Raw genomic sequence first — 23451 nt, 5'->3', positions numbered from 1 at the left:
TGCCCAGCGTAGTGACGCCGGGCACGCAAATCGCGAAGGCTATCCGCGCTGGAACAGGCTGTACCACTGGTGAGCGACGCCGCCGCTCGAGGCGGTGACGTCGCAATACACAACGATGCTCCAACCGTGGTTCGTGTACCACTCGGCCGAGGTCACGCACTTCGCCTTCGACGTGTAGTACTCGTTGGTGTGCACGACCGCGGAGGCGGGCATGGCCACGGAGACCGCGAGGGCCGTTCCGAAGACGAGAGCGGTGGCGGTGCGGACGAGGGAGCGCTTAACCTGAGTCATACCCAGTACCCTACTGGGTCTACCCCTGTACGGGGGTCACAGGGTTAGCGCAGGGAGACCTCGGCACCCACGTTCGCATTGAAGACGAGTACGGCGATGAGGCAGAACGGGTAGAGCCACATCACGAACGGGGTCGCCCTGAAGACGGCCCGCTCCATCGCGCCCGAGCCGGGAGCGATGTTCCACTCCCGGTAGAAGCGCAGGCCGAATGCCCATGCCGTCGTCACGAGTGCCGCGACCACGACGACGAACGTCGCGTGAACCGACGCATCGAAGACTGTCGACGCCAGGGCGTTGTCGCCGAGGATGACGCCCAGCTGCTCCACGAACTCGTTGTGGGCGCGATTTGACCCACGACGGGGTGGGCGATTGAGGAAGACCGCTACGACCATTCCCGCGACCGCGAGCATCAACAGGACAGTCGACCACCATCGTCGCGCGAACAGGTGCAGCACGAGCGCTCCCGCGAAGACGACGAGCGTGGCCGTTTCGGCCAGGAACACCAGTCGGTAGACCAGCGCGTGGTCGGTCGTCCCACCCAGCAGGGTCTGGAAGATGACGTACCGGTGGGCCGTCGTGGCAATGCCCACCCCGACGTAGGCGAGAAGCATGAGCACCGTGCCGACGACGGCACGACGCGAGGGTGCGCCCCGACTCACTTGAAGATGATGGTGCGCGCACTGTCGAGCAGCACGCGATCCTCCGAGAACCACTTGACGGCCTGCGTGAGTGTGCGGCTTTCCTCGTCCTGGCCGATCGCCACGAGCTCGGCGGGCGTGCGCGAATGGTCGACACGAACGACGTTCTGCTCGATGATCGGACCCTCGTCGAGGTCGCTCGTCACAAAGTGCGCCGTCGCGCCGATGAGCTTCACGCCGCGCGCATGCGCCTGCTTGTAGGGGTTCGCGCCCTTGAAGCCGGGCAGGAAGGAGTGATGGATGTTGATGATCTTCCCCGACAGTGCGGCACACAGTTCGGGTGACAGAATCTGCATGTAGCGCGCGAGCACCACGAGCTCGATGTCGTGCTCCTCGACCACCTCGAGCACCCGCTGCTCGAAGGCGAGCTTCTGCCCCGCGGAGACAACGGGGTGGTGCTCGAACGGAACGTCGTAGAACGCGGCAAGCGAGCCGAGGTCGCCATGGTTGCTGAGCACGAGCGGTACCTCCACGGTGAGCTGCCCGGCGCGCTGCCGGTAGAGCAGGTCGTTGAGGCAGTGCCCGGCCTTGGAGACCAGCACGAGCGTGCGCAACGGGCGGCCGACCACGTCGAGAGTCCAGTCCATTCCGTAGCGCTCGATCACCGGGGCGAGCGCCGCCTCGAAGTCGGTTCGGGATACCCCGGACTCGACCTGCAGGCGCATGAAGAAGGTGCCGGTGTCGTCACTGGAGAACTGCTGCGACTCGGTGATGTTGCCACCGGCCTCGACGATCGCGCCGCTGATGGCGTGGACGATGCCCGACCGGTCTTCGCAGACGAGGGTGAGGATCCAGTGCGTTGAGTTCTCGGACACGATTCCAGAGTAGTGGGCGGCGGCTACGCTGGAATGATGTCGAAGACGCAGGCAGAGCAGCCGTTCCCCTGGGTGGGACTGCTGACTCTCGCCGGCGCCATCTTCGTCTCGGTCACCAGCGAGTTCCTGCCCACCGGCCTGCTGCCCGAGATGGCGGAAGAGCTCGACGTGAGCCTCTCGACGGTCGGCTACCTGGTCACGATCTTCGCCGCGACCGTTGTGATCGCCACAACGCCTCTCGCCGCGCTGACCCGCCGCTACTCGCGCAAGTCGCTCGTGGTCGTTGTGCTGCTGGTCATCGCCCTCGCCAACACGCTCGCCGCGGTGGCACCCAGCTACGAGATCCTCGTCGGTGCGCGCATCCTCGGTGGGCTCGCGCACGGCCTGTTCTGGGCGGTCGTCGCCGCCTACTCGGCGCACCTCGTGCCGAAGCACCAGCTAGGCCGTGCCGTCGCGATCACGGCGGGCGGCGGATCCGCGGCCTTTGTACTGGGTGTTCCGGTCGGCACCGCGCTCGGTCACGCCCTCGGCTGGCGGGCGGCGTTCCTGATCATCGCGGGCGTCGTCGCCGTGCTCGCGATCGTCGTGATCCGCTACCTGCCACCGGTAAACCACCATGTTCCGCTGCGCACCGGGGAGATCGCGCTGCCGCTGCGCAAGGACAAGAGCCTCGGCGGGGTGCTCGTGCTGTGCGTCGTCATCCTCTTCATTCTGGGCGGACAGAACCTGTTCTCGACCTACATCGCACCGTGGCTGATCGACGTGGGCGGGTTCGAGCCCGACGTTGTGCCGTTTATGCTCTTCCTCTTCGGTGGTGCCGGAGCCGTCGGCCTCGTGCTGGCGGGCCTCGTGACCGACCGCTACCCGCGCCGGGGACTCGTGGGTGCTGGCATCCTGGTGATGATCTCGGTTCTGGTGCTCGCCCTCGCCTCCGCCAACCAGGTGGTCGTCGTCGCGGCATTCATCGTCTGGGGCGTGTCGTTCGGCGGTCTGCCGGCGATGCTGCAGACCCGGATGCTGCACACCGCCTCGTTCCGCATGCGCGACCTCGCCGCCGCCCTGCAGACCACGGCCTTCAACTTCGGGATCGGCGCGGGTGCGCTCGTCGGCGGACTGGTGCTCGAGGGCGTCGGACTCGCGACGCTTCCCCTGTTCGAGATCGCGCTCCTGCTCGCCGGGGTTGTGGTGTTCCTCGGCTTCGACGCGCTGCGGGCCGCACGGGCGAGGCGGGCCACCCCGGCCTGATCCGGCGCGGTCGGGTACTCTGGAAAGGTTGCCGGAGCGGCAACCCGCGGACGGCGATACGTTCCCACCCAAGCATCGAACGGAGATCGTCCCTCATGGGCGTCCCCACCTCTACTCCCTTCAAGTTCCCCTACGCCGGCCTCTTCACCCTCGCCGTCGCCATCTTCCTGAGTGTCACGATCGAGATGCTGCCTACCGGGCTCCTGCCCGAGATGAGCCGCGAACTCGGCGTGAGCGAGTCGCTTATCGGCCTCACCGTCACGGTGTTCGCCTTCACGGTCGTGCTCACGAGCACCTCCCTCGTCGCCCTCACCCGGCGCTTCTCACGGCACACCCTCGTGATCGCGGTGCTCGTGGTGCTGGCGGTGAGCGCGGTGTTCACGGCTGTCGCTCCGAGTTACGAATGGCTCGTTGCATCCAGAATTCTGGGCGGATTGGCGCACGGGCTGTTCTGGTCGGTCGTCGGGGCGTACTCCGCGTACCTCGTGCCGACCGAGTACATCGGCCGCGCGGTCTCGATCACCCTGGGCGGCGGATCCCTCGCGTTCGTGCTCGGCGTTCCGCTCGGCACGGCTCTCGGTCACGCGTTCGGCTGGCGGCTGTCGTTCGGCATCCTCGCCGCGCTCATCGTGGTGGGGGCCGCGTTCGTCTACGTCTTCCTGCCGCGGGTCGACAACGCAACGGCCAGCGGTCGGGTCAGCACAGCTACCGGGGGCATCGAGGTCCTGACCAAGGAACACCGCCTCGCGGCCCCGCCCCGTCGAGACCACTCGGTGCTCGCGGTCGTCTTCGTGTGCATCATCACGGCGACGGTCATGGTCGGCCAGTACAGCTTCTACACCTACTTCGCCCCGTTCTTCGTGCGTCAGGTCGGCATCGACGAGGCCTCGGTGAGTGGCGCCCTGTTCTTCTACGGCATCGTCGGCGCGCTCTCGCTGGTACTCGTCGCCCTGTGGCTCGGACGCCGCCCGCGCGCAAGCCTCATCGTCGGCATGATCGGGCTGTTCGCGGCGATCCTCACCCTCGCGCTGGTGCCGTCGTACTTCCCGGCGGCCGTCGCGGCGACGGTCGTCTGGGCGCTCACGATGGGCGTGCTGCCCCCGCTGTTGCAGACCCGCCTCCTGCACGCGACCTCTGCGCGTATCCGTGATGCCGCGAGCGCGTTCTACACCACCGCCTTCAACGTCGGTATCGGCGGAGGAGCCCTTGTCGGCGCCATCACGCTCGACACGCTGGGCCTCGAGTACCTGCCGTTCGTGTACGCGGGGATCGTGGCGCTCGCCCTCGCTCTGGTGCTCATCTCCGACGCGATCCTCGGCAGAAGGGCCGCAAACAAGCACTAGAACTGAGCGTTCTGCGCTTTTGCTTGCCCTCGCGGTGCCGCTCCCTCCACGATTACCTCACGCACCCGGGGGGATGCAGCATCCTTCGACGGTGCTGACCGGCGCGCTCGCCCGAGACCGCGCCTTCGGCTGAGCGAAGAGGCGCATTCATGAACAGGTTCACCCGTCCCATCTCCCTCCTGGCGGCCGCAGCGGCCGTCATCGCCCTGAGCGGGTGCGGCGGCAGTTCGCCCGGCGCGACGACTCTCGACAAGAACGCCGACGTCACCATCACCTGGTGGACCGGCCAGGACGAGGCCGCCCACAAGACGCTCGAGAGCCTCGCCGAGGAGTTCGAGAAGGAGCACCCGAACGTCACGATCGATCTGTCGCCGGGGGCGTCATCCACCGAGGAATTGCTGCAGAAGATGCTCGCCTCGTTCTCCGGGTACAACTACCCGGACATCTCGTACGCCTTCGGGTCGTGGTCGAGCCAGCTCGAGGGATCGAACCGCACCCTCGACATCACCGAGCGGGTTCAGGATGACGCCATCGGATGGGACGAGTTCTCGGACTCAGCCCGCCAGACGGTGCAGCCAACGGGGGAGAAGACAATCGGCTTCCCCGCGATCGTCGACAACCTCTCGCTCATCTACAACAAGACGGTCTTCGACGCGGCAGGCGTCGACTACCCGACCGAGGACTGGTCGTGGGCGGATTTCCGCTCGGCGGCCAAGCGCCTGACCGACCCCGCGACCAACACCTACGGCTACGGCTACTCGGTGCAGGGAACCGAGGAGACGACCTGGCAGTTCTGGCCGCACCTGTGGCAGGCGGGCGGCAGCATCCTCTCCGAGGATGGCACATCGGTCGAGTTCGACTCAGAGGCCGGCATCAACGCGCTTACCTTCCTGCGCGGAATGGCGGTCGACGACAAGAGCGTGTACCTCGACCAGACCGACACGAAGGCCGGCCAGCTCTTCGCCGCCGACCGCATCGGCATGATCACCTCGGGGCCGTGGCAGCTCTACGACCTCAAGGCCGCGGGCACCTCGTACGGTGTGGTGCAGCTGCCGGGAACCGGCGACGACCACCAGACCGTCTCCGGCCCCGACATCTGGGCCCTGTTCGACCACCAGGACAAGAACCGCGAGTACTGGGCTTTCGAGTTCACGCACTGGCTCACCTCAGCCGAACAGGACCAGCGGTGGAACGTGGCCATCGGCAACCTGCCGCTGCGCACCTCCGAGCTGTCCTCCGACGCCTTCGCGGAGAAGGTGAAGGAGTACCCCGGCCTCGAGGTGATGGCCGCCAACTCGCTCAATGCGAAGACCGCGCGCCCCACCATCAAGGGCTACGTGTGGATCTCCGAGTCCATCGGGCACGCCATCTCCGAGGTGCTGCAGGGCAAGGGCGATCCGAAGTCCGCTCTTGAGGCCGCCGCCGAGGAGGCGAACGGCCAGCTCAAGTAGATTTGCCGCATGACCTCACACCCGGACATCGTCGTCGTCGGCTCCATCAACCAGGACTATTTCGCCTACGTCGACGATTTCCCAGGGGCCGGCGCGACGATCCTCGCCAACGACGGGGCCTCGGGCCTCGGGGGCAAAGGAGCGAATCAGGCGATCGCGGCGCGACTCCTCGGTGCTCGGGTGGCTTTCGTTGGGGCCGTCGGCGGCGATGCCGCGGGCACCGGTGCGCTCGCGGCACTCGAGGCTGACGGGGTCGATGTGACGGGCATCCGAATTCTGAATGCCACGGGCACCGGCGCCGCCTACATCACGGTCAACGGCGCGGGTGAGAACACGATCATCGTGCACAGTGGCGCGAATGCGAGGGTTTCGGCGGATGACGTCCTCTCGCTGGGCGCCTCGGCCGTGGTGCTCGCGCAGGGGGAGCTGCCGGGTGCGGCGATCGACGCTGCCGCGCGCGCGGCGCTCGCCACGGGCGCCCGCTTCGTGCTCAATCTCGCGCCGGTGGTCGAGGTCGACCTCGACACCCTCGCGACCGCCGACCCGCTCATCGTGAACGAGGGCGAGGCCGCCGAGTTGCTCGGTGACTACAGCGACGACCTCGCGGGCGACCTCGCCGCGCGCTTCGGCATCTCGGTCGTCGTCACGCTGGGATCACGCGGAGCCGCCGTGTCCACACCTGGTCGATCCTGGATCGAGCCCTCACCGGTGCCCTCGGCGGTCGTCGACACCACGGGTGCGGGCGACGCGTTCGTCGGAGCGCTCGCGGCCGCGCTCGCCGCTGGGCGGGATCTCGCCTTCGCCGTGCGCGTGGGAGCCGCGGCCGGGTCGCACGCCGTCGAGTCGGCAGGCACCACGACGTCGTATGCGCGCGGGGTCAGTCTCGACGAGCTCGCTAGTTGACTTCTACGACCAGCACACTCACGCCGGCCGCCCGGATCTCGTCGAGCGCCGCCGGGTCCGCGGAGGAGTCGGTGACCAGCAGGTTGACCTGTTCGATCGTCGCGACCTGGGCGAGCGCGAGCCGGCCGATCTTTGAGCCGTCCGCGACGACGATCACCCGCTGCGCGTGGGTGACCATGGCGTGATTGGTGCGCGCCTCGGTCTCGTCGTGGGTCGTGACCCCGCCCTCCGCAGTGATGCCGTCCGTGCCGAGGATGGCGGTGCCGAGGTTGATCGCGTTGAAGGTGTTCTCGGCGAGCACGCCGACGAGTTCAAGTGATTCGGGTCGCAGGATGCCGCCGGTCATTACGACCTTGAGCTGCGGAAACGTGGTGACCAGCTGGGCGATCGTGAGCGAATTGGTCACGATGGTGAGTTCATTGTGCTGCGCGAGCGCCCGGGCGACGTTGGCCGCGGTCGAGCCGCCGCTGAGGGCGACGGCGTAGCGCTGCTGCGGGATGATGTCCGCGACAGCTCGGGCGATGGCACGCTTCGCGTCCGAGAACCGGGTGTCACGCAGGTTGACGGGCAGCTCGTTGCGGGAGTCGATCAGGCGCGCGCCGCCGTGGGTGCGCACGATGAGGCGCTGGTCGGCGAGATCCGCGAGATCCCGTCGCGCGGTAGCGGGGGAGATGGCGAGGGTCTCGGCGAGGTCGGACAGTCCGACGGTGCCGCGCTCGCTGAGCACATCGAGGATGGCGATCATGCGGCGCGACCGTTTGCCGGATGCGGCAGGTGTGCTCCGGGCATCGATGCTCGTGCTCATCCCAGCTTCCCCCTCGTGAATCGCGCAGTACGAATGCTCATTATGAGCTAAATCGCTCATTCTCTTGCGCGGAATGATCATTTCCTTCGATGATCATTGCATGACTCGCGTTGTATTTATAGGGGCCGGAAGCGTCGTCTTCACCAGGCAGCTCGTCACGGACCTCCTGCGCTTTCCCGACCTCCCCACGATCGACCTCGTGCTGCACGATGTGGACGCCGAGCGCCTCGACGTCGCGCGCGGAACCGCGGAGCAGGTCTCGCGCCGCCTGGGCCGTCCCGTCAACCTGACGGCGACCCTCGACCGCAGGGCTGCGCTCGACGGTGCCGACTTCGTGGTGAACATGGTGCAGGTGGGCGGGATCGCGGCCACCAAGGTGGACCTCGAGCTGCCGGCATCCTTCGGACTGCGACAGACGATCGGTGACACAACCGGCATCGGCGGCGTGTTCCGCGCGCTGCGCACTTTCCCCGTGCTGTCGCAGCTCGCCCGCGACCTGCAGGAGCTGGCACCGAACGCGTACTTCCTCAACTACACGAACCCGATGGCGATGAACATCTGGTGGCTCTCCGTGGTGTCACCCCAGCTCAAGGCGGTCGGCCTCTGCCACAGCGTCTACTGGACGGTGAACGATCTCAACGACCTGCTCGATGTACCGCTCGAGGAGACGCACTACCGCGCCGCCGGAGTCAACCACCAGGCCTGGCTCTACGAGTGGACGCACAACGGCCAGGATCTCTACCCGCTGCTGCGCGAGAAGATCGCCTCCGACCCGGAGCTCGAGCGTCGCGTGCGCGTCGAGATCTTCCGCCGCGTCGGCTACTACCCGACCGAGACGAGCGAGCACTCCTCCGAGTACCTGTCCTGGTTCCTGCGCTCCGACGAGCAGATCGAGCGATTCCGCCTCAAGCCGCTCGAGTACGTGGGCATCAGCGAGGAGAACGTGCTCGAGTTCGAGACGGCTAAGACGGCACTCGCCGCCGGCACCGACATCGAGCTGCACGAGGAGGGTGACGCGGCCGAGTACGCGCCTCAGGTCATCCACTCGATCCTCACCAACACCGAGCGCGAGATCCATGCCAACGTCGTCAACCGCGGCCTCATCTCGAATCTTCCGGATGGCGCGGTCGTCGAGGTGCCTACCACGGTCGACGCCGCAGGCATCCGACCGATCGCCGTCGGCGCCATTCCCACCCAGGGCGCGGCCCACAACCGCACCTACCTGTCCGTCGCGGAGCTCACGATCGAGGCGGCCCTCACCGGCAACCGCGACCTCGTGCGCCAGGCCATGCTCGTCGACCCGAACGCGAGCTCGACCCTGACGCCGGCAAAGCTGTGGGAACTCACGGACGCCATGTTCGACGCCCACCAGGCCGTGCTGCCCCGATCCCTCGGCGGCGACGTCGAGCTCTGGCTGCCGTGAGCCTCGCCCGCACCGCCGACCTGATCTCGGACGCCGCCGCGCGCGGACGCTCGGTTGCGGCGTTCAACGTGATCACCCTCGAACACGCGGAGGCGATCATCGATGGCGCTGCGGGAGCGGGGTCGGGCGTCATCCTGCAGTTCAGTCAGAATGCCGTGCGCTTTCACGGCGGCAATCCGCGCCCACTGCTGCTCGCCTGCAGGGAGCTGGCGTCGACCGCGTCGGTGCCCGTTTCGCTGCACCTCGACCACATTGACGACCCCGCGCTCATCGATCTCGGCATCGCGATCGCGGCCGACGTCGGCCTCAGCTCGATCATGGTGGACGCCTCGAAACTCGACTACGACGGCAACGTCGCGGCAACGGCATCCGCAGCCCGGCGCGCGCAGGCCGCCGGACTCTGGGTCGAGGCCGAGCTCGGTGAGATCGGGGGCAAGGATGGCGCACACGCGCCGGGCGTGCGCACGGATCCCGCGCAGGCTGTCGCTTTCGTCGCCGCCACGGGTGTCGACGGGCTCGCGGTCGCCGTCGGCAGCTCCCACGCCATGCGCGACCGCTCCGCTGCCCTCGACCTTGCGCTGATCGGCGTGCTGGCCGCAGCCGTGCCGGTGCCGCTTGTGCTGCACGGGTCCTCCGGGGTGTCGGATGACGCGCTCTCCGCAGCCGTCAGCGCGGGCATCCGCAAGGTGAACATCGGCACCGCCCTCAACCTGGCCGGGATGGCCGCGCTGCGGTCCGTGCTCACTGCCGACCCCTCGCTCGTGGATCCCCGTCCGGGCGCCCGCGCCTCCCGCGACGCGATGGCGGAGACCGTGGCGAGGTTCTGCGCGGCGCTCGCCTGACGCCGACGCTGGTTGAGTAGGCCGCCCGCGGCCGTATCGAAATCTGAGTTGCGCTCAACCGGGTTTCGATACGGCGCTGGAGCGCCTACTCAACCTGCGATATGTCAGAGGCCGAGCACGCGCCGCGCGTTGCCGCGGTAGACCGCCTCAAGGGTGGGCTCGTCGAGGTGCAGCGCGGAGACCGTCCAGCGGCCCTGCGGCGGGATGGGGTCGCCGGGCGCATATTCGAAGGCCTCGTCCGCCGTCTCGAGGAAGCGGAAGTGCAGCCGGAACTGCTCGGGCGAGGCCGGATAGATGTCGGTGCCGAACAGTACCCGGTCGGGGAACCGCTCGAGCAGCTGCCGGAACCGCCGCGGCTGCCGACCCAGCTCAGCCATGCGGCCGCCGATGTCGATCGTGTAGTTGGGGGCCGTGGCGAGCAGGGCTTCGACCCGGTCGAGGTCCTCGGCGGCGCATCCCGCGTGGGCGCCAATGAAGGTTGTGCCGGGGCAGGAGGCGACCAGGGTGGCGTGCGCGTCGAGCAGGCGGTCGAAGGTCGGGTGAACGGAGCGATCGCCGAACCACCACTCCTCCACCTGCAGCAGCTCGTCGAGCCGCTCGTTGTGCTCGTCGAGGGGTTCGAAGAAGGCCTTGGGGTCTGCGGTGTGGATGAGCACGGGCATCCCGAGCTCGCCGGCGTGCTGCACGACCGAGATGACGCGCGGGTCGTCGGGCAGGATGAGCGAGCCGTCCGCGTCGCGGATTGTGAGACCCAGGTTCTTCCAGATCTTGACGCCCCTGGCGCCGCGCGAGTGGCTGTCGTCGAGGGATGCGCGCAGCTCGGCCACGCCATCCCGTGTCGCCAGCAGAGCCCAGTCGAGCTGGCAGAAGGTAAGAAAGCGGCCGGGGTGTGCCCGGTCGTAGCGTTCGACGTTGGCGCTCACCTCATCGCCCCACATACCGTCGAGGTTGACGATCGTCTCGACCCCGCAGGAGTCCATCACGGCGATGAGGGCCGAGACGTCGGGGATCATCCACGCGCCGTCGCTCAGCCAACGTCCGAGGTGGTTGTGCACGTCGATCGCGGGGAACCGCGGCCTCTCGATCGGGGTGGCGGGCAGCTCCAGCTGCGAGCGCGGCGCCCACTCGGTGACGGGCATGGTGCGCAGGGTTTCCCACGATGGTCGCACGGCAACTCCTCTATTGGTGATCAATCCAAATGATCAGTTTGCACAGTTTTCTTGTCAAACGATCACTTCAGAGCCACCATTGCACCACAACTTGCATCACACGGAAACCCCCTCGGCAAGATGATCAAACGGAGAGAGCAGAATGTCGATCACCGCGACAGAAATCGCCACCCAGCCCGCAATGTGGCGTGAAGCGCTCGAAGGCGTCGATCACGCTCGCGAGCTGCTGGCTGGTCCGGGCGAGCGTGTGCTCGTCATCGGCTGCGGCACTTCGGCGTTCGTCGCCGAGTCGCTCGCCTGGCTGCGCGAGAGCGCGGCCCTCGGCGAGACCGACGCCGCCTACGCCTCCGAGCCGCGCGCCTGGCGCGACTACGACCGCGTGATCGCCCTGACCCGCTCCGGCACCACGAGTGAGGTCGTCGCCGCGCTCGAGTCGCTCCCGGTCGGCGTGCGCAAGGTCGTCGTGACCGGCGTCGCCGACTCTCCTGCCGCTCTGCTGGCGGATGACGTGCTGCTGCTCGACTTCGCCGACGAGAAGTCGGTCATGCAGACGCGGTTCCCGACTACATTCCTGATCCTCGCCCGCGCCGCATTTGGTCTCAGCGTTGACGGCCTTCCCGAGCAGCTCGAGGCCGCGCTCGCCGAAGAGCTCCCGCTCGACGCCGGAAGCTACGACCACTTCGTGTACCTCGGCACCGGCTGGACCTACGGTCTCGCCCAGGAGGCCGCACTGAAGATCCGCGAGGCCGCGCAGGCGTGGTCCGAGTCCTACCCCGTGCTTGACTACCGCCACGGTCCGCTGGCCGTCGCCCACGAGGGTTCGCTGGTCTGGATGTTCGGGGTCGCCGATGAGCGCCTGGCCGACGAGATCCGCGCAACCGGTGCCCGCGTCATCCTCGGATCACACGATCCGCTGGTGGAGCTCGTCCAGGCCCAGCGCCTGGCGGTCGCGCTCGCCGCACACCGCGGTCTCGACCCGGATAGCCCGCGTCACCTGACCCGCTCGATCATCCTCGCCTGACCGTCCCGCCCCACAAGCACCTTTCTTTGCCCATATAAGTAGCCAAGGAGTTCTGATGCACAGGTTCACAGCAGCACGACCGATCGCCGCAGTCGCGGCCGTCGCCGCGGTCATCGCCCTCTCGGGGTGTGGCGCCAGCCAGCAGGGCGCGACGACGCTCGACAAGGACGCCAAGGTCGAGCTGACCTGGTGGACCGGCCAGAGCGAGCAGGCGCAGACGATGCTTGAGGATCTCGCCGCCGAGTTCGAGAAGGATCACCCGAATGTAACGATCGACGTCTCGCCCGGATCCTCCTCCACCGAGGAGCTGCTGCAGAAGATCTCGGCCGGCTTCGCGGGCGGCAGCTACCCCGACATCTCCTACGCGTTCGGCTCCTGGGCCAGCCAGCTCGAGTCGTCGGGCCGCACGCTCGACATCACCGAGCAGGTCACGGACCCCGAGGTCAAGTGGGACGAGTTCTCCGAGTCGGCCCGCGGCACCGTGCAGCCGACCGGCGAGAAGACGATCGGCTTCCCGGCGATCGTCGACAACCTCTCTCTCATCTACAACAAGACGGTGTTCGACGAGGCCGGGGTCGAGTACCCGACCGAGGACTGGAGCTGGGACGACTTCCGCGAGGCTGCGGACGACCTGACCGACGAGAGCACCAACACCTACGGCTACGCGTATTCGGTCTCCGGATCCGAGGAGACCGTATGGCAGTTCTGGCCGCACCTCTGGCAGGAGGGTGGCGACATCCTCGACGACGAGGGCCTGGCCGCATTCGACTCCGAGGCCGGCGTGCGCGCACTGACCCTGTTGCAGGAGATGGCGATCGACGACAAGAGCATCTACCTCGACCAGACGGACACCAAGTTCGCCCAGCTGTTCGCGAGCGACCGGATCGGCATGATGACGTCGGGCCCGTGGCAGCTCTACGACCTCAACACGGCCAAGACCGACTACGGCGTTGTGCAGCTTCCCGGCACGGACGGCGACCACCAGACCGTCTCCGGCCCCGACATCTGGGCGCTGTTCGACCACAAGGACAAGAACCGCGAGTACTGGTCGTACGAGTTCACCAAGTGGCTGACCTCCGCCGAGCAGGACGAGCGCTGGAACGTCGCGATCGGCAACCTGCCGCTGCGCTCCTCCGAGGTCGACTCGGACGCGTTCAAGGAGCAGGTCGAGGCCTACCCCGGACTCGATGTTATGGCCGCGAACAACGAGAACGCGATCAACGTGCGCCCGACCATCAAGGGCTACGTTGGGCTATCCGAGTCGATCGGAAATGCAATCTCCGAGGTGCTGCAGGGCCAGGGCGAGCCGAAGGCCGCCCTCGAGGAAGCCGCAGAAAAAGCCAACACCACCCTCAAGTAACACACCAACCAGACGGGTACGACGATGATGACGACTGCTGAGCGAGCAACTGCCACGAGGGGCCCAAAGCCCGCCCAGCGGTCGCGTCGTCGTCTGGTCGAGGACCTGGGCGGATGGCTGTTCGTCCTCCCGGCCTCGATCCTCGTTCTCGGGCTCTCGATCTTCCCGGCCGCGTGGGCCTTCATCCTCTCCCTGCAGAAGTGGGATGGGTTCAGCGAACCCGAGTTCGTCGGCGGCGAGCAGTACGCCCGGCTGATCACGGACGACGACTTCCACGCCGCGATCCTGCACACCGGGGTCTACACCGCGCTGTTCGTTCCGATGTCGGTACTGGCCGGGCTGTTCCTGGCCGTGGCGCTCAACCGCAAGATTCGGTTCATCGGGTTCTATCGCACGGCCATCTTCGTGCCGTTCGTCGCTTCGGCTGCCGCGACGGGCATCCTCTCGACCTATCTGTTCAATCCGCAGTTCGGACTCGTCAACAACGTGCTGCGGGTGATCGGGCTGCCGCAGCAGAAGTGGCTCGAAGACCAGCACCAGGCCATGTTCGTGATCGCCCTGATGTCGCTCTGGGGGCAGGCGGCGTTCACCACGGTCATCTACCTTGCGGCGCTGCAGGATGTCTCTCCCGAACTTCTCGAGGCCGCCCGCCTTGACGGCGCGAACGCCTGGCAGTCGTTCTGGTCGGTGAGCTGGCCGGCCCTGCGCCCCGTCACTGTGTTCGTCGGCATCTGGCAGACCATCGGCGCGATACAACTCTTCGACCTCGTCTTCACCACGACGAGGGGCGGACCACTCGACGCGACGAAGACGATCGTCTACTACCTGTGGGAGCAGGCGTTCCGGCGCCTCGACTTCGGCTACGGATCCGCGGTCGCCTATGCCCTGTTCTTCATCACCCTCGCCATCACCATCGGCGTTGTCATCTACTCGCGTCGTCGCGGCATGGAGGCCTTCTAATGACTGTGCTCGAGACGAAGCCCGTCGCCACCGCTCCCGTGGCCACCGACGCGCCGGCCGTGCCGAGGCGTCGCAAGCGCCGTCGCCCGAGCGGCTGGCACCTGTTCCTCATCCCCGTCGCATTCCTGTTCCTGCTGCCGTTCGTGCAGATGTTCATGGCCTCGGTGTCGCCCGCGGAGGAGCTCGTGAGCTTCCCGCCGCCGTTCATCCCCTCGCGCATCGACTTCGGCGGATTCGTGGGACTCTTCTCCGATACGCCCATCCTGCGCTGGATGCTCAACACGGTGATCGTCTCGACCGTCGCCATTGCGTCGCACCTCGTGCTGTGTTCGCTCGCCGGCTACGGGTTCGCCCGCCTCAAGTTCCGCGGCCGCACCTTCGGCATCCTGGCCATCCTCGGCACGATCATGATCCCGACGCAGCTGCTGATGATCCCGACCTACATCCTGTTCGCCCGTCTCGGCATCATCGACGGGCTGGGGGCGGCGATCGTGCCGTGGCTCGCCTCGGCGTTCGGTATCTTCCTCATGCGGCAGTTCTTCCTCTCGCTGCCGCCCGAGCTCGAGGAGGCCGGCATGATCGACGGCGCCAATCGCTGGCAGGTGTTTATGCAGATCATCCTGCCGCTCGCCAAGCCCGCGCTCGCGACCCTCGCGATCTTCACGCTGCTCAACTCATGGAACGACCTGGTCTGGCCGCTCATCGCGATCAACAACCAGGACTGGTTCACGCTGCAGCTCGGCATCGCGAACTTCCAGGGCACCCGCCGCACGCAGTGGACCCTGCTCATGGCCGCGAACGTCGTCGCGACCCTGCCGCTCATCATCTTCTTCCTATTCGCCCAGAAACAGTTCGTCGCGACGATGACGTTGTCGGGCCTGCGCGGATGACCGGCTCGCCCTACCCCGTCCTCGTCGTCGGGGATGCCAACGTCGATCTCGTGCTGCGCGGCGACGTGGTGCCGCGCTTCGGCCAGGCGGAACAGCTCCTCGACGGCGCCGAGCTCGTGCTCGGCGGCAGTGCCTCCATCGTCGCGTCGGGCCTAGCCCGGCTCGGGGTGCCGACCTGGCTGGCGGCCGTCGTCGGCGATGACGAGTTCGGCCGCTTCACCCGCAGCGCGCTCGGCAAGTCGGGCGTGCAGCTGGACGCCGTGCGCGTCGACCCGATCAACCCGACCGGCATCTCGGTCATCCTGTCGGCGCCCGACGATCGCGCCATCCTCACCCTCGCCGGCACCATACCCATGCTGACGAAGGATGACGTGCTGGCTGCACTCGAGGTCTCGCAGGCTCGCTGGGTGCACTTCGCCTCGCCCTTCCTGATGCCCGCGTTCACCGGCGTGCTGCCCGAGCTGCTCACGGAACTCAGGGTGCGCGGCGTCGGCGTGAGCCTCGACACCAACTGGGACCCGACCGAGGACTGGGCGGGTCTCGAAGGAGTGCTCCCGCTCGTCGATGTGCTGCTGCCCAACCGCACCGAGCTCGAGGCGATCGCCGGCGTGTTCGGGGTGACGCCCGAGGGGCTCGTTGACGTCGGAACACGCGTGGTCGTCAAGGACGGTGCCGACGGCGGATGGTCGCTCGAGGCCGGCGGATCGGTGGTGCGGGCGCCGGGCATCCGTCTCGATGTCGTCGACACGACCGGCGCGGGCGACAGCTTCGATGCGGGTTACCTCGCCGCGATCGCCCACGGCGTGGAGGTCGAGGAGACCCGTCTGCGCTGGGCGACGGTCGCCGGCTCGCTCTCGACTCGAGCGTCCGGCGGCACCGGCGCGCAGGCCGGCCTCGACGAGCTGCGCGAGCACCTTTGATGATCACCGTTCTGCTCCTCAGCCCCTCGCTCGACGTGACCTACCGGGTCGCTGAGGTCACGGTCGGGGAGATCCATCGTCCGCGCGAGGTGCTTCGATTTCCTGGTGGTAAGGGACTCAACCTCGCGCGGGCCGCAACCCGCCTCGGTGCCTCGGCGCGCGTCGTGGCTCCGCTCGGGGGGCATGTCGGCGCGCTCGTGAGCTCCCTCGCCGAGGCTGCGGGCGTGGCCGTGCTCGCCGTGCCCGTCGCGGGCGAGACGCGCAGCTGCGTGACCGTGGCCGGCGACGACGGCCGCCTCACCGAGTTCTACGAGTCGGCCGCGCCGTTGCATCCCTCAGAGGTCGACGAGATACGGCAGGCGATAGGCGGTCTTGACGGTGGTGCGGGATGGACCGCGCTCTCCGGCAGCGTGCCGACCGGGGTGCCCCTGCACGAGCTCGTCGACATGCTGCGTGCCCGAGCGGAAGCGGGCGACCGCATCGCCCTCGACACCCACGGCGCGGCGCTCGACACCCTGGTCTCCGAGCTGCGCCCGCAGCTGGTCAAGGTGAACCGGTTCGAGGCGAGCGAGCTGCTGGGTGTTTCTGCGCCGGCTCGCGAGCTGGCGACGCTGTTGCGCGAGCGCTCGGGCGGCACGGTGATCGTCACCGACGGTGCCGAGGGCTCAGTCGCGGTGGACGAGGACGGCGCGTGGCGCGCGACACTCGAGTTCCGCGGGGCGTTCCCCGTGGGATCCGGCGACAGCTACCTCGGCGGCCTGCTCGCCGTGCTCGACCGCGGGGGCTCGCTCGGCGAAGCACTCGCGGTTGCGACCGGTGCGGCCGCGGCGAATGCCGCCATCCCGGGTGCCGGCGAATTCTCGCTCGAGCACGCGAATGACCTCGCCGACCGAACCGTTGTGAAGCAGTTGTGAAGCGCATCCTGGGCGCGGCCCTGACCCTGACCCTGCTCGGCACCCTCGCCGCCTGCACAACGGAGGCTCCCGTGAACCCACCCGCTGCCGACTCGGACGGCCCGGACTTCGAGTTCGTCGACGCCGGACCTTCGGGTGTCACCGTCGCCGAGGGGGACGACTGGTCGCTGCCCGACTGGGTGCGGCCCGCTCCGAACTCCGGCTACTTTTCGGAGGACGCGTCGGAGAAGGATCGGGTGTTCGTGCGCTCGGTCGACTTCAGTTGGAAACAGCTGCAGCCGAAGAAAGGCGGTGCGCTCGACACGACCTCCACCGGTGACGCGCAGGGGATGAGCTTCGCGTCGTTCGACGACCAGCTCGCCCAGGACGGCGCCTTCTGGATGCGCATCTTCGCGAGCGGCGAGAACTGGGCGCCCGAGTGGGTGCAGGAGGACTGCGGCGTCTCGACTTATGGCCCCGACTACGACGGTGAGAAGCACCTGCCGATCTGGGACGAGTGCGTCTGGGGTCACCTCATGGACACCTACCGCAGCGTCTTCGTCGACGGCGGTCTCGCGGCCGACCCGCGTCTCAAGTTCGTCTACGTGCCCGGTGCGTTCACCTGGGCCGAGTACGACTACGAGATGATCGGCGCCGCGTTCGACTCGGGCGATCTCGATTTCGCGACCTACAAGAAGTGGTACGACCACGCCTGGACCGATCTCGTCGACCTGTTCGGCGAGAACTCGAACAAGCTCGTCTTCACCGGCGAAGACTATCCGTTCGGCCCGTTCGGCGAGCAGGACGACCTGCTCTCAGCCCAGGCCGTCGACGCCGGCATGGGCGTGCGCACCGGCATCACCGAACTCTCCAACTTCCACCTGAGCGAGGCGCCGTCATACGGCTCCCGCATCCTGCCGAACGGCCACATGGTCATCGACGAGTCGCTTCCCGTGCACGACGGCACCCGCGTCGTCGCGACCGAGAACGAGTGCTACAACGACTGCGGCTACGAGACCGACGACCCCTACTACGCCGTGCGGCAGTCGAATCTCAAGGCGCTGCAACTGCGCATGAATTGGATCTATATCGTGCCCGGCCCCTCGTACTCGGCCGAGTTCCCGGAGCACTGGGACTGGGTGCGGCTGTCGATGGGCCAGAAGGCTGACACCTCGCCTGACGCGTGGGCCGCCCTTCGCGACGCCGAGGACCGCTACTGGACGAACAACGAGCTCGGCCGCTTCGCCGACCCCGAGGCGTGGCCGACCCTGCCGTGGGTGCGCAACCTCGAGCGCTGGCTCGTGCAGGTCGACGAGCCCGGCTCCGTCGCGCACCGCTCCGACGCGGATGTGCACACCGAGGTGTTCGAGTCCGACAACGGCATCGCCCACGAGGGTCTCAGCACCTCGGTCGCCGATGGCGACACCGGCTTCGTGTTCGACGTCGACGAGCGGTTCCGGGATGCCGCGGGCTCCAGCCCCCTCATCGCCAAGATCACCTTCCTCGACGAGGGCAGCGGAACCTTCACGGTCGACACCGACAGCGGCGCCTCTGTCCCGGTGCCGCGCGGCGCAACCGGAGGGTGGGTGACGGCTACCGTCGCGCTGCCCGACGGCGCGACATCCCGACTGCGCATTTCACTCGCGGACGGCGCCGATGACCTCACGGTGCGCTTCGTGCGCGTCGTCCGCACCGAGGGCTGACCCAAACTAATCACTCCGAGTGATCAAATCGCTCAACAAAATGTTCATTTGTTGTGCCTCGACCCCAGAAGGGGTCACTATCGACCAACTTCACGCGACGCAGCGAGATGTCGCTTCTCCGAGTCGCCCGTGCACGTCGAGAGGAAGAACACATCATGAACAGCAGCCCCCAACGCAGCGTTCCGCGCCGCGCGCTCACCGGCATCACCGCCGCGATCGGTGTCTCGGTGCTCATCGCCGGTTGTGCCGCCGGCCCCGCTGGAACGACGGGCGGTGACTACACCCCGCCGGACAAGGACCTGAAGGCCGAGATCACGTACGCGTTCTGGGACGCCACCCAGCAGGACGCGATTCAGGCCAACGTCGACGCGTTCAACGAGGAGTACCCGAACATCGACGTCAACCTCGACGTCACACCGTGGGAGGGCTACTGGACGAAGGTGCAGACCCAGGCCACGAGCAACACGCTGCCGGACCTGTTCTGGCTGAACGGCCCCAACTTCCAGCTCTACGCCTCGAACGACAAGATCGAGCCGATCACCTCCCTCGTTGACGGCGATTACATCGACACCGCGAATTACCCCGAGTCACTCGTCGACCTGTACAACCTCGACGGCACCCAGTACGGGGTTCCCAAGGACTTCGACACGATCGCGCTCTGGTACAACAAGGACATCCTCGCTCAGGCCGGTGTCGAGGAGCCGACCGCCGACTGGACCTGGGACGACCTCGCCGAGGCCGCCGAGACCGTCTCGACGAAGCTCGAGGACAAGGGCATCTACGGGGTCGCCGCAGGTATGGACGGCCAGACGACCTACTACAACACCATCTTCCAGGCCGGTGGCGAGGTCATCACCGCCGACGGAGTATCGGGATACGACGAGGCCGCGACGCAGGACGGCCTGCAGGTCTGGACCGACCTGATCGCGAGCGGTGCATCTCCGTCCATTCCGCAGCTGACCGACACCCCGGCCGACCAGTGGTTCACCTCCGGCAAGGTCGGCATGTTCTACAGCGGCAGCTGGTCGCGCGGTGCGATCGGCGATTCGCCCGTCAAGGACGTGGTGGATGTGGCCCCACTGCCGCAGGGCAAGGAGCAGGCCACCGTCATCCACGGTGTATCCAACGTGGTGGCCGCGAGCAGCAAGAACAAGCAGGCAGCACAGGCACTGCAGGCGTTCCTCGCGAGCGAGGCGGCACAGAAGCAGCAGGGTGACATGGGCGCGGTCATCCCGGCCTTCAATGGCACGCAGGCCGCCTTTGCCGAGTCGTACCCGGGCGTGAACCTGCAGGTGTTCCTCGACGCGACTGAGTACGCGAAGCCGCTCCCGGTGTCGAAGAACAGCGCCGCGTGGAATGCCCTCGAGACCAAACTGCTGCCGGATGTGTTCTCCGGAGCGACGAAGGTCGCGGACGTCAGCAAGGATCTCGCCGCCCAGATGACCGCGCTGCTCGCCAAGGAGTAACCATCTCCGTCGAGACCCGCCTCCGTCCCGTCCCCGGCGACGCGCTACCCGAGCGCGTCGCCCAGGACAGGGCGGAGGCGCACGCTCGCAAACGGGACGGACTGTGGCCCTGGCTGTTCGTGCTCCCGCTGCTGAGCGGCATCGCGCTGTTCTACCTCTGGCCCATCCTGCAGACGTTTTACTACTCATTCACCGAATGGGGTGTCTTCGGGGGATCCGAGTGGACGGGCGTCGACAACTACGTGCGGCTTGTCTCCGACCCGCAACTGTACGTCGCGCTCGGCAACACCTTGCTCTATACGGGGATCGTGCTGCTGGGCATCCCGATCGCGGTATATCTCGCGAACCTGCTCAACCTGCCGGGCCTGCGATTCGCGAGCCTCTACCGGGTGCTGTTCTTCCTCCCGTACGTCGCGATGCCGACCGCGATCGCCATGGTCTGGCGCATTATCTTCAATGGCGATTTCGGGATAGTGAACTACCTGCTCTCGCTCGTCGGCATCGACGGCCCGTACTGGGTCAGCTCGCCCGGTATCGCCATCGTCGCCGTGGCGATCGTCGGACTGTGGTCGTCGCTCGGCTTCTCGATGATCGTGCTCGGCGCGGGTCTCAAGAGTATCGCGATCGAGTACTACGAGGCGGCCGAGCTGGATGGTGCGTCCCGCTGGAGACAGTTCACCTCGATCACCGTGCCGCTGCTCAGCCCCAGCATCTTCTTCGTCACCATCATCACGGTGATCTCGAGCTTCCAGCTCTTCGACCTGCTCTACGCGATCCTCGGCAGCCAGAACGCGGTGCTGCCGAAGAGCCTCTCGCTCGTCTACCTGTTCTACGAAGCCGGCTTCATCACGAACGAGAAGGGCTACGCGGCCGCGATCGCCATGGTCATCTTCGTGCTCATCGGCCTCGTGACCCTGCTGCAGTTCCGCCTGCAGAAGCGGTGGGTGAGCGTTGACTGAGGCAGCCGTGCGCACCCGTCGTCGCGCTCGCCGTGGTGGATCCCACGCCTGGGCGCACATCGTGCTCGGCGTCGGCGGGTTCCTGATGGCGTTCCCGTTCCTCTGGCAGATCATCATGTCCCTCTCCACCAACGCGGAGGTGCAGAGCGTCGTGCCGACGTTCTGGCCGGCCGAGATTCAGTGGGAGAACTACGCGACGGTGTTCGAGCGCCTGCCATTCCTCTCTCAGCTGCGTACTTCGATCGTCATCACGATCATCCGGTGTATCGCCCAGATCGCGCTTTGCACGCTCGCCGGCTATGCCTTCGCGAGGATGCACTTCCGAGGCCGCGCGCTGGTGCTCGCCCTCGTGCTCTCGATCCTCATGATCCCGTCGCAGGTGTACCTCATCTCGCAGTACCAGATCGTGCAGGGCTTCGGCTGGCTGAACACCATCGCGGGAATCGTGGCCCCGGGACTCTTCAGCGCCTTCGGCACGTTCCTCATGCGCACGGCGTTCCTCAACCTGCCGACCGAGCTGGAGGAGGCCGCGCGCCTCGATGGCGCGTCACCGGTGCGCACGTTCTGGAGTGTGATGCTGCCGCTCGCGCTGCCGAGCATCAGTGTGCTCGCCATCACGAGCGCCCTCTGGTCGTGGAACGAGCTGCTCTGGCCGCTCGTCATCTCCACCTACCAGGAGCAGATGCCGCTCGCCGCAGGGCTCGCGACGCTGGTCAGCGACAAGAGCAACACGAACTATCCCGTGATCATGGCGGCCAGCATGATGGCGATGGCGCCGATCCTCATCCTCTTCATCGTGCTGCAGCGGAGGGTGATCGACGGTCTCGCGTTCAGCGGTCTGAAGTAGGCAGCCAGTCGACCTCGGGCGCGCGGAAGTAGTGCGTGCCGGCCGCGTCGAGGTGGCGGGCGAAGGCGGCGAGGCGCGGGGCGAGCTCGTCGAAGGGGGCCGTGCGCGGCGACCAGGCGATCTCCGCGATCGCGGCGATGCGGGGGAAGGCGAGCCACTCGACATCCTCGATGGTGGGGAGCGTCTCCGTCCAGATCGGCGCTTCCAGCCCCAGGATGTGCGACTCGGCGAGGTCCGGGATGATCGCGAGCGGGTCCCAGGATGCGGCCTCCTCGAGCGACGTCACACCGCGCGCCCAGTCGACTCCGACGCGGCTGTCGTCCGCGTACTTCATGTCGAGGTAGGCGACGTCGGCGGGGGAGAAGATGACGCTGCCGCCCTGCTCCACGAAGGACGTCGTCGAGGCCGCCGAGTCGTCCTCCGGCGTCGTGAAGCCCCAGTACTGGCCGACGGTTCCTCGAGGAAGGGCGCGGCTGCGCCCAAGCTCGTGCCAGCCAATCACCGTCTTGCCGTGGCTCGCAGCGAGGGCTGCAGCGCGCTCGGCGAAGTAGAGGAAGTCCTCGTCGGTGGTGGACAGCGATTCGTCCCCACCGAGATGCAGGTACGGCCCGGGCGTGATCGCCGAGACCTGGCGGAAAACGTCATCCAGAAATAGATAGGTCTCCTCGCTGCGGATCGCGAGCGAGCTGAAGCCGACCTCGACACCCTCATACGGTTCGTAGCTGCCGCCGCCGAGCGAGGGGTAAGCGACCAGCGCCGCATTGGTGTGGCCGGGCACGTCGATCTCGGGCACGATCGTCACGAAGCGGCTGGCCGCGTACTCCACGATCTCCGTGTAGTCGGCCTGCGTGTAGAAGCCGCCCGGGTCGCCGTTCACCGCGGTCGAGGCGCCGATGGCGGTGAGCTCGGGCCAACCGTCGATCTCGAGGCGCCAGCCCTGGTCGTCGGTGAGGTGCAGGTGCAGGTAGTTCAGCTTGAGCTGTGCGATTGCGTCTATGTAGCGCTTCACGTCCGCCACGGGGAAGAAGTGCCGCGCGACATCGAGCATCGCCCCACGGTAGGCGAAGCGCGGTGCATCGCTGATCGTGACCGGAAGCCCCTCGGGCAGCAGCTGGCGCAGGCTCTGTGCGCCGTAGAACAGGCCGCTCGGGTCATCCGCCGAGATGGTCACGGCATCCACGTCGATGGCCAGGTCGTAGGCTCCGACCCGCTCGCCCGGTGTGATCGTGAGTTGGATGACACTGCTCCCCGCCTCGTCCCCCTCGACCACCGGCAGCTCGAGCAGGTTGCCGAGGTAGCGCGCGACGGGCTCCGCCCCGCTCCCGTGGAACTGCACGCGGGTCGCGGGGCCGAGGCCGAACGCCGCACCCAATCCGGGAGTGGAGCTGACAGGTGCCGGAACGATCAAGGTCATGGGCCACAACCCTAGGCGAGCAGCGCACAATGG

22 protein-coding genes are annotated in these 23451 nt (G+C 67.2%); 16 read left to right on the top strand and 6 right to left on the bottom strand.

Going from position 1 to position 23451, the window contains the following annotated elements:
• Positions 1 to 39: 39 nt before the first annotated feature.
• From EYE40_RS10210 to purU, 3 genes are read right to left on the bottom strand one after another with little or no spacing between them, the layout of a single operon-like run.
• Positions 40 to 291, bottom strand: a complete 252-nt coding sequence (locus tag EYE40_RS10210) for a hypothetical protein (protein WP_130981841.1) — start codon at positions 289 to 291, stop codon at positions 40 to 42.
• 44 nt (positions 292 to 335) lie between these two features.
• Positions 336 to 950 (bottom strand): hypothetical protein, encoded by a 615-nt coding sequence (locus EYE40_RS10205; RefSeq protein ID WP_130981840.1) that lies wholly within the window; start codon positions 948 to 950, stop codon positions 336 to 338.
• Entirely contained in the window at positions 947 to 1804 is an 858-nt protein-coding gene (gene purU, locus EYE40_RS10200; RefSeq protein ID WP_130981839.1) for a formyltetrahydrofolate deformylase, read from the bottom strand. The genes EYE40_RS10205 and purU overlap by 4 nt, the downstream gene beginning before the upstream one ends.
• Positions 1805 to 1840: 36 nt before the next feature.
• On the opposite strand from purU, the gene EYE40_RS10195 reads away from it, so the two are divergent.
• The 4 genes from EYE40_RS10195 (at position 1841) to EYE40_RS10180 (ending at position 6746) form a co-directional block, all read left to right on the top strand.
• Positions 1841 to 3049 (top strand): MFS transporter, encoded by a 1209-nt coding sequence (locus tag EYE40_RS10195; RefSeq protein ID WP_240034788.1) that lies wholly within the window; start codon positions 1841 to 1843, stop codon positions 3047 to 3049.
• A 95-nt stretch (positions 3050 to 3144) separates the two neighbouring features.
• Positions 3145 to 4392: an MFS transporter gene (locus tag EYE40_RS10190; protein ID WP_130981837.1), complete on the top strand. Its 1248-nt coding sequence runs from the start codon at positions 3145 to 3147 to the stop codon at positions 4390 to 4392.
• Positions 4393 to 4541: 149 nt separating this feature from the next.
• A complete protein-coding gene (locus tag EYE40_RS10185; protein ID WP_130981836.1) occupies positions 4542 to 5843 on the top strand; it encodes an ABC transporter substrate-binding protein in 1302 nt (433 codons plus the stop codon).
• 9 nt (positions 5844 to 5852) lie between these two features.
• Complete coding sequence (locus EYE40_RS10180; RefSeq protein ID WP_130981835.1) at positions 5853 to 6746, top strand: ribokinase; 894 nt, start codon at positions 5853 to 5855, stop codon at positions 6744 to 6746.
• Here the strand turns inward: EYE40_RS10180 and EYE40_RS10175 are convergent.
• On the bottom strand, positions 6739 to 7551 hold the full coding sequence (locus tag EYE40_RS10175; RefSeq protein ID WP_130981834.1) for a DeoR/GlpR family DNA-binding transcription regulator: 813 nt from the start codon (positions 7549 to 7551) through the stop codon (positions 6739 to 6741). The two genes, EYE40_RS10180 and EYE40_RS10175, sit on opposite strands and share 8 nt — an antisense overlap.
• 100 nt (positions 7552 to 7651) lie before the next feature.
• On the opposite strand from EYE40_RS10175, the gene melA reads away from it, so the two are divergent.
• Together melA and EYE40_RS10165 are read left to right on the top strand one after the other, a co-directional pair.
• Complete coding sequence (melA, locus tag EYE40_RS10170) at positions 7652 to 8974, top strand: alpha-galactosidase (protein WP_130981833.1); 1323 nt, start codon at positions 7652 to 7654, stop codon at positions 8972 to 8974.
• The gene (locus EYE40_RS10165) at positions 8971 to 9816 is read left to right on the top strand and encodes a class II fructose-bisphosphate aldolase (RefSeq protein ID WP_130981832.1); all 846 of its coding nucleotides are present in this window, start codon (positions 8971 to 8973) and stop codon (positions 9814 to 9816) included. The genes melA and EYE40_RS10165 overlap by 4 nt, the downstream gene beginning before the upstream one ends.
• A 104-nt stretch (positions 9817 to 9920) precedes the next feature.
• On the opposite strand, the gene EYE40_RS10160 is transcribed toward EYE40_RS10165, so the two are convergent.
• Positions 9921 to 10985, bottom strand: a complete 1065-nt coding sequence (locus EYE40_RS10160; RefSeq protein WP_240034787.1) for an amidohydrolase family protein — start codon at positions 10983 to 10985, stop codon at positions 9921 to 9923.
• Between the two features lie 142 nt (positions 10986 to 11127).
• Between EYE40_RS10160 and EYE40_RS10155 the strand changes: the two genes are divergently transcribed.
• From EYE40_RS10155 to EYE40_RS10110, 10 genes are all read left to right on the top strand, one after another.
• Positions 11128 to 12006: an SIS domain-containing protein gene (locus EYE40_RS10155; RefSeq protein WP_130981831.1), complete on the top strand. Its 879-nt coding sequence runs from the start codon at positions 11128 to 11130 to the stop codon at positions 12004 to 12006.
• A gap of 55 nt (positions 12007 to 12061) precedes the next feature.
• Complete coding sequence (locus tag EYE40_RS10150; RefSeq protein ID WP_130981830.1) at positions 12062 to 13366, top strand: ABC transporter substrate-binding protein; 1305 nt, start codon at positions 12062 to 12064, stop codon at positions 13364 to 13366.
• 24 nt (positions 13367 to 13390) lie between these two features.
• A complete protein-coding gene (locus EYE40_RS10145) occupies positions 13391 to 14326 on the top strand; it encodes a carbohydrate ABC transporter permease (RefSeq protein WP_130981829.1) in 936 nt (311 codons plus the stop codon).
• Positions 14326 to 15216, top strand: a complete 891-nt coding sequence (locus EYE40_RS10140) for a carbohydrate ABC transporter permease (RefSeq protein WP_130981828.1) — start codon at positions 14326 to 14328, stop codon at positions 15214 to 15216. Before EYE40_RS10145 ends, EYE40_RS10140 begins: the two co-directional genes overlap by 1 nt.
• Positions 15213 to 16136, top strand: coding sequence for a carbohydrate kinase family protein (locus tag EYE40_RS10135; protein WP_130981827.1), 924 nt, complete (start codon positions 15213 to 15215; stop codon positions 16134 to 16136). Before EYE40_RS10140 ends, EYE40_RS10135 begins: the two co-directional genes overlap by 4 nt.
• Positions 16136 to 17050, top strand: coding sequence for a 1-phosphofructokinase family hexose kinase (locus EYE40_RS10130; RefSeq protein WP_130981826.1), 915 nt, complete (start codon positions 16136 to 16138; stop codon positions 17048 to 17050). The genes EYE40_RS10135 and EYE40_RS10130 overlap by 1 nt, the downstream gene beginning before the upstream one ends.
• Positions 17047 to 18732, top strand: a complete 1686-nt coding sequence (locus EYE40_RS10125) for a hypothetical protein (RefSeq protein WP_130981825.1) — start codon at positions 17047 to 17049, stop codon at positions 18730 to 18732. Before EYE40_RS10130 ends, EYE40_RS10125 begins: the two co-directional genes overlap by 4 nt.
• A gap of 155 nt (positions 18733 to 18887) precedes the next feature.
• The gene (locus tag EYE40_RS10120) at positions 18888 to 20198 is read left to right on the top strand and encodes an ABC transporter substrate-binding protein (RefSeq protein WP_130981824.1); all 1311 of its coding nucleotides are present in this window, start codon (positions 18888 to 18890) and stop codon (positions 20196 to 20198) included.
• A 119-nt stretch (positions 20199 to 20317) separates the two neighbouring features.
• Positions 20318 to 21157 (top strand): carbohydrate ABC transporter permease, encoded by an 840-nt coding sequence (locus EYE40_RS10115; RefSeq protein WP_240034786.1) that lies wholly within the window; start codon positions 20318 to 20320, stop codon positions 21155 to 21157.
• Positions 21150 to 22004: a carbohydrate ABC transporter permease gene (locus EYE40_RS10110; RefSeq protein WP_240034785.1), complete on the top strand. Its 855-nt coding sequence runs from the start codon at positions 21150 to 21152 to the stop codon at positions 22002 to 22004. Before EYE40_RS10115 ends, EYE40_RS10110 begins: the two co-directional genes overlap by 8 nt.
• Here EYE40_RS10110 and EYE40_RS10105 read toward each other — a convergent pair.
• Complete coding sequence (locus tag EYE40_RS10105) at positions 21988 to 23418, bottom strand: family 20 glycosylhydrolase (RefSeq protein ID WP_130981823.1); 1431 nt, start codon at positions 23416 to 23418, stop codon at positions 21988 to 21990. The genes EYE40_RS10110 and EYE40_RS10105 overlap by 17 nt on opposite strands.
• Positions 23419 to 23451: the final 33 nt, after the last annotated feature.

The sequence above is a fragment of the Glaciihabitans arcticus genome (assembly GCF_004310685.1).
GTDB lineage: Bacteria > Actinomycetota > Actinomycetes > Actinomycetales > Microbacteriaceae > Conyzicola > Conyzicola arctica.
This window is presented reverse-complemented; position numbering and strand designations above follow the sequence as displayed.

Excerpts from the sequence above, each read along its gene's own strand:
- EYE40_RS10210 (WP_130981841.1), bottom strand. The coding sequence starts at position 291 with ATGACTCAGGTTAAGCGCTCCCTCGTCCGCACCGCCACCGCTCTCGTC.
- EYE40_RS10195 (WP_240034788.1), top strand. The coding sequence starts at position 1,841 with ATGTCGAAGACGCAGGCAGAGCAGCCGTTCCCCTGGGTGGGACTGCTG.
- EYE40_RS10190 (WP_130981837.1), top strand. The coding sequence starts at position 3,145 with ATGGGCGTCCCCACCTCTACTCCCTTCAAGTTCCCCTACGCCGGCCTC.
- EYE40_RS10185 (WP_130981836.1), top strand. The coding sequence starts at position 4,542 with ATGAACAGGTTCACCCGTCCCATCTCCCTCCTGGCGGCCGCAGCGGCC.
- EYE40_RS10180 (WP_130981835.1), top strand. The coding sequence starts at position 5,853 with ATGACCTCACACCCGGACATCGTCGTCGTCGGCTCCATCAACCAGGAC.
- EYE40_RS10175 (WP_130981834.1), bottom strand. The coding sequence starts at position 7,551 with ATGAGCACGAGCATCGATGCCCGGAGCACACCTGCCGCATCCGGCAAA.
- melA (WP_130981833.1), top strand. The coding sequence starts at position 7,652 with ATGACTCGCGTTGTATTTATAGGGGCCGGAAGCGTCGTCTTCACCAGG.
- EYE40_RS10155 (WP_130981831.1), top strand. The coding sequence starts at position 11,128 with ATGTCGATCACCGCGACAGAAATCGCCACCCAGCCCGCAATGTGGCGT.
- EYE40_RS10150 (WP_130981830.1), top strand. The coding sequence starts at position 12,062 with ATGCACAGGTTCACAGCAGCACGACCGATCGCCGCAGTCGCGGCCGTC.
- EYE40_RS10145 (WP_130981829.1), top strand. The coding sequence starts at position 13,391 with ATGATGACGACTGCTGAGCGAGCAACTGCCACGAGGGGCCCAAAGCCC.
- EYE40_RS10140 (WP_130981828.1), top strand. The coding sequence starts at position 14,326 with ATGACTGTGCTCGAGACGAAGCCCGTCGCCACCGCTCCCGTGGCCACC.
- EYE40_RS10135 (WP_130981827.1), top strand. The coding sequence starts at position 15,213 with ATGACCGGCTCGCCCTACCCCGTCCTCGTCGTCGGGGATGCCAACGTC.
- EYE40_RS10130 (WP_130981826.1), top strand. The coding sequence starts at position 16,136 with ATGATCACCGTTCTGCTCCTCAGCCCCTCGCTCGACGTGACCTACCGG.
- EYE40_RS10120 (WP_130981824.1), top strand. The coding sequence starts at position 18,888 with ATGAACAGCAGCCCCCAACGCAGCGTTCCGCGCCGCGCGCTCACCGGC.
- EYE40_RS10105 (WP_130981823.1), bottom strand. The coding sequence starts at position 23,418 with ATGACCTTGATCGTTCCGGCACCTGTCAGCTCCACTCCCGGATTGGGT.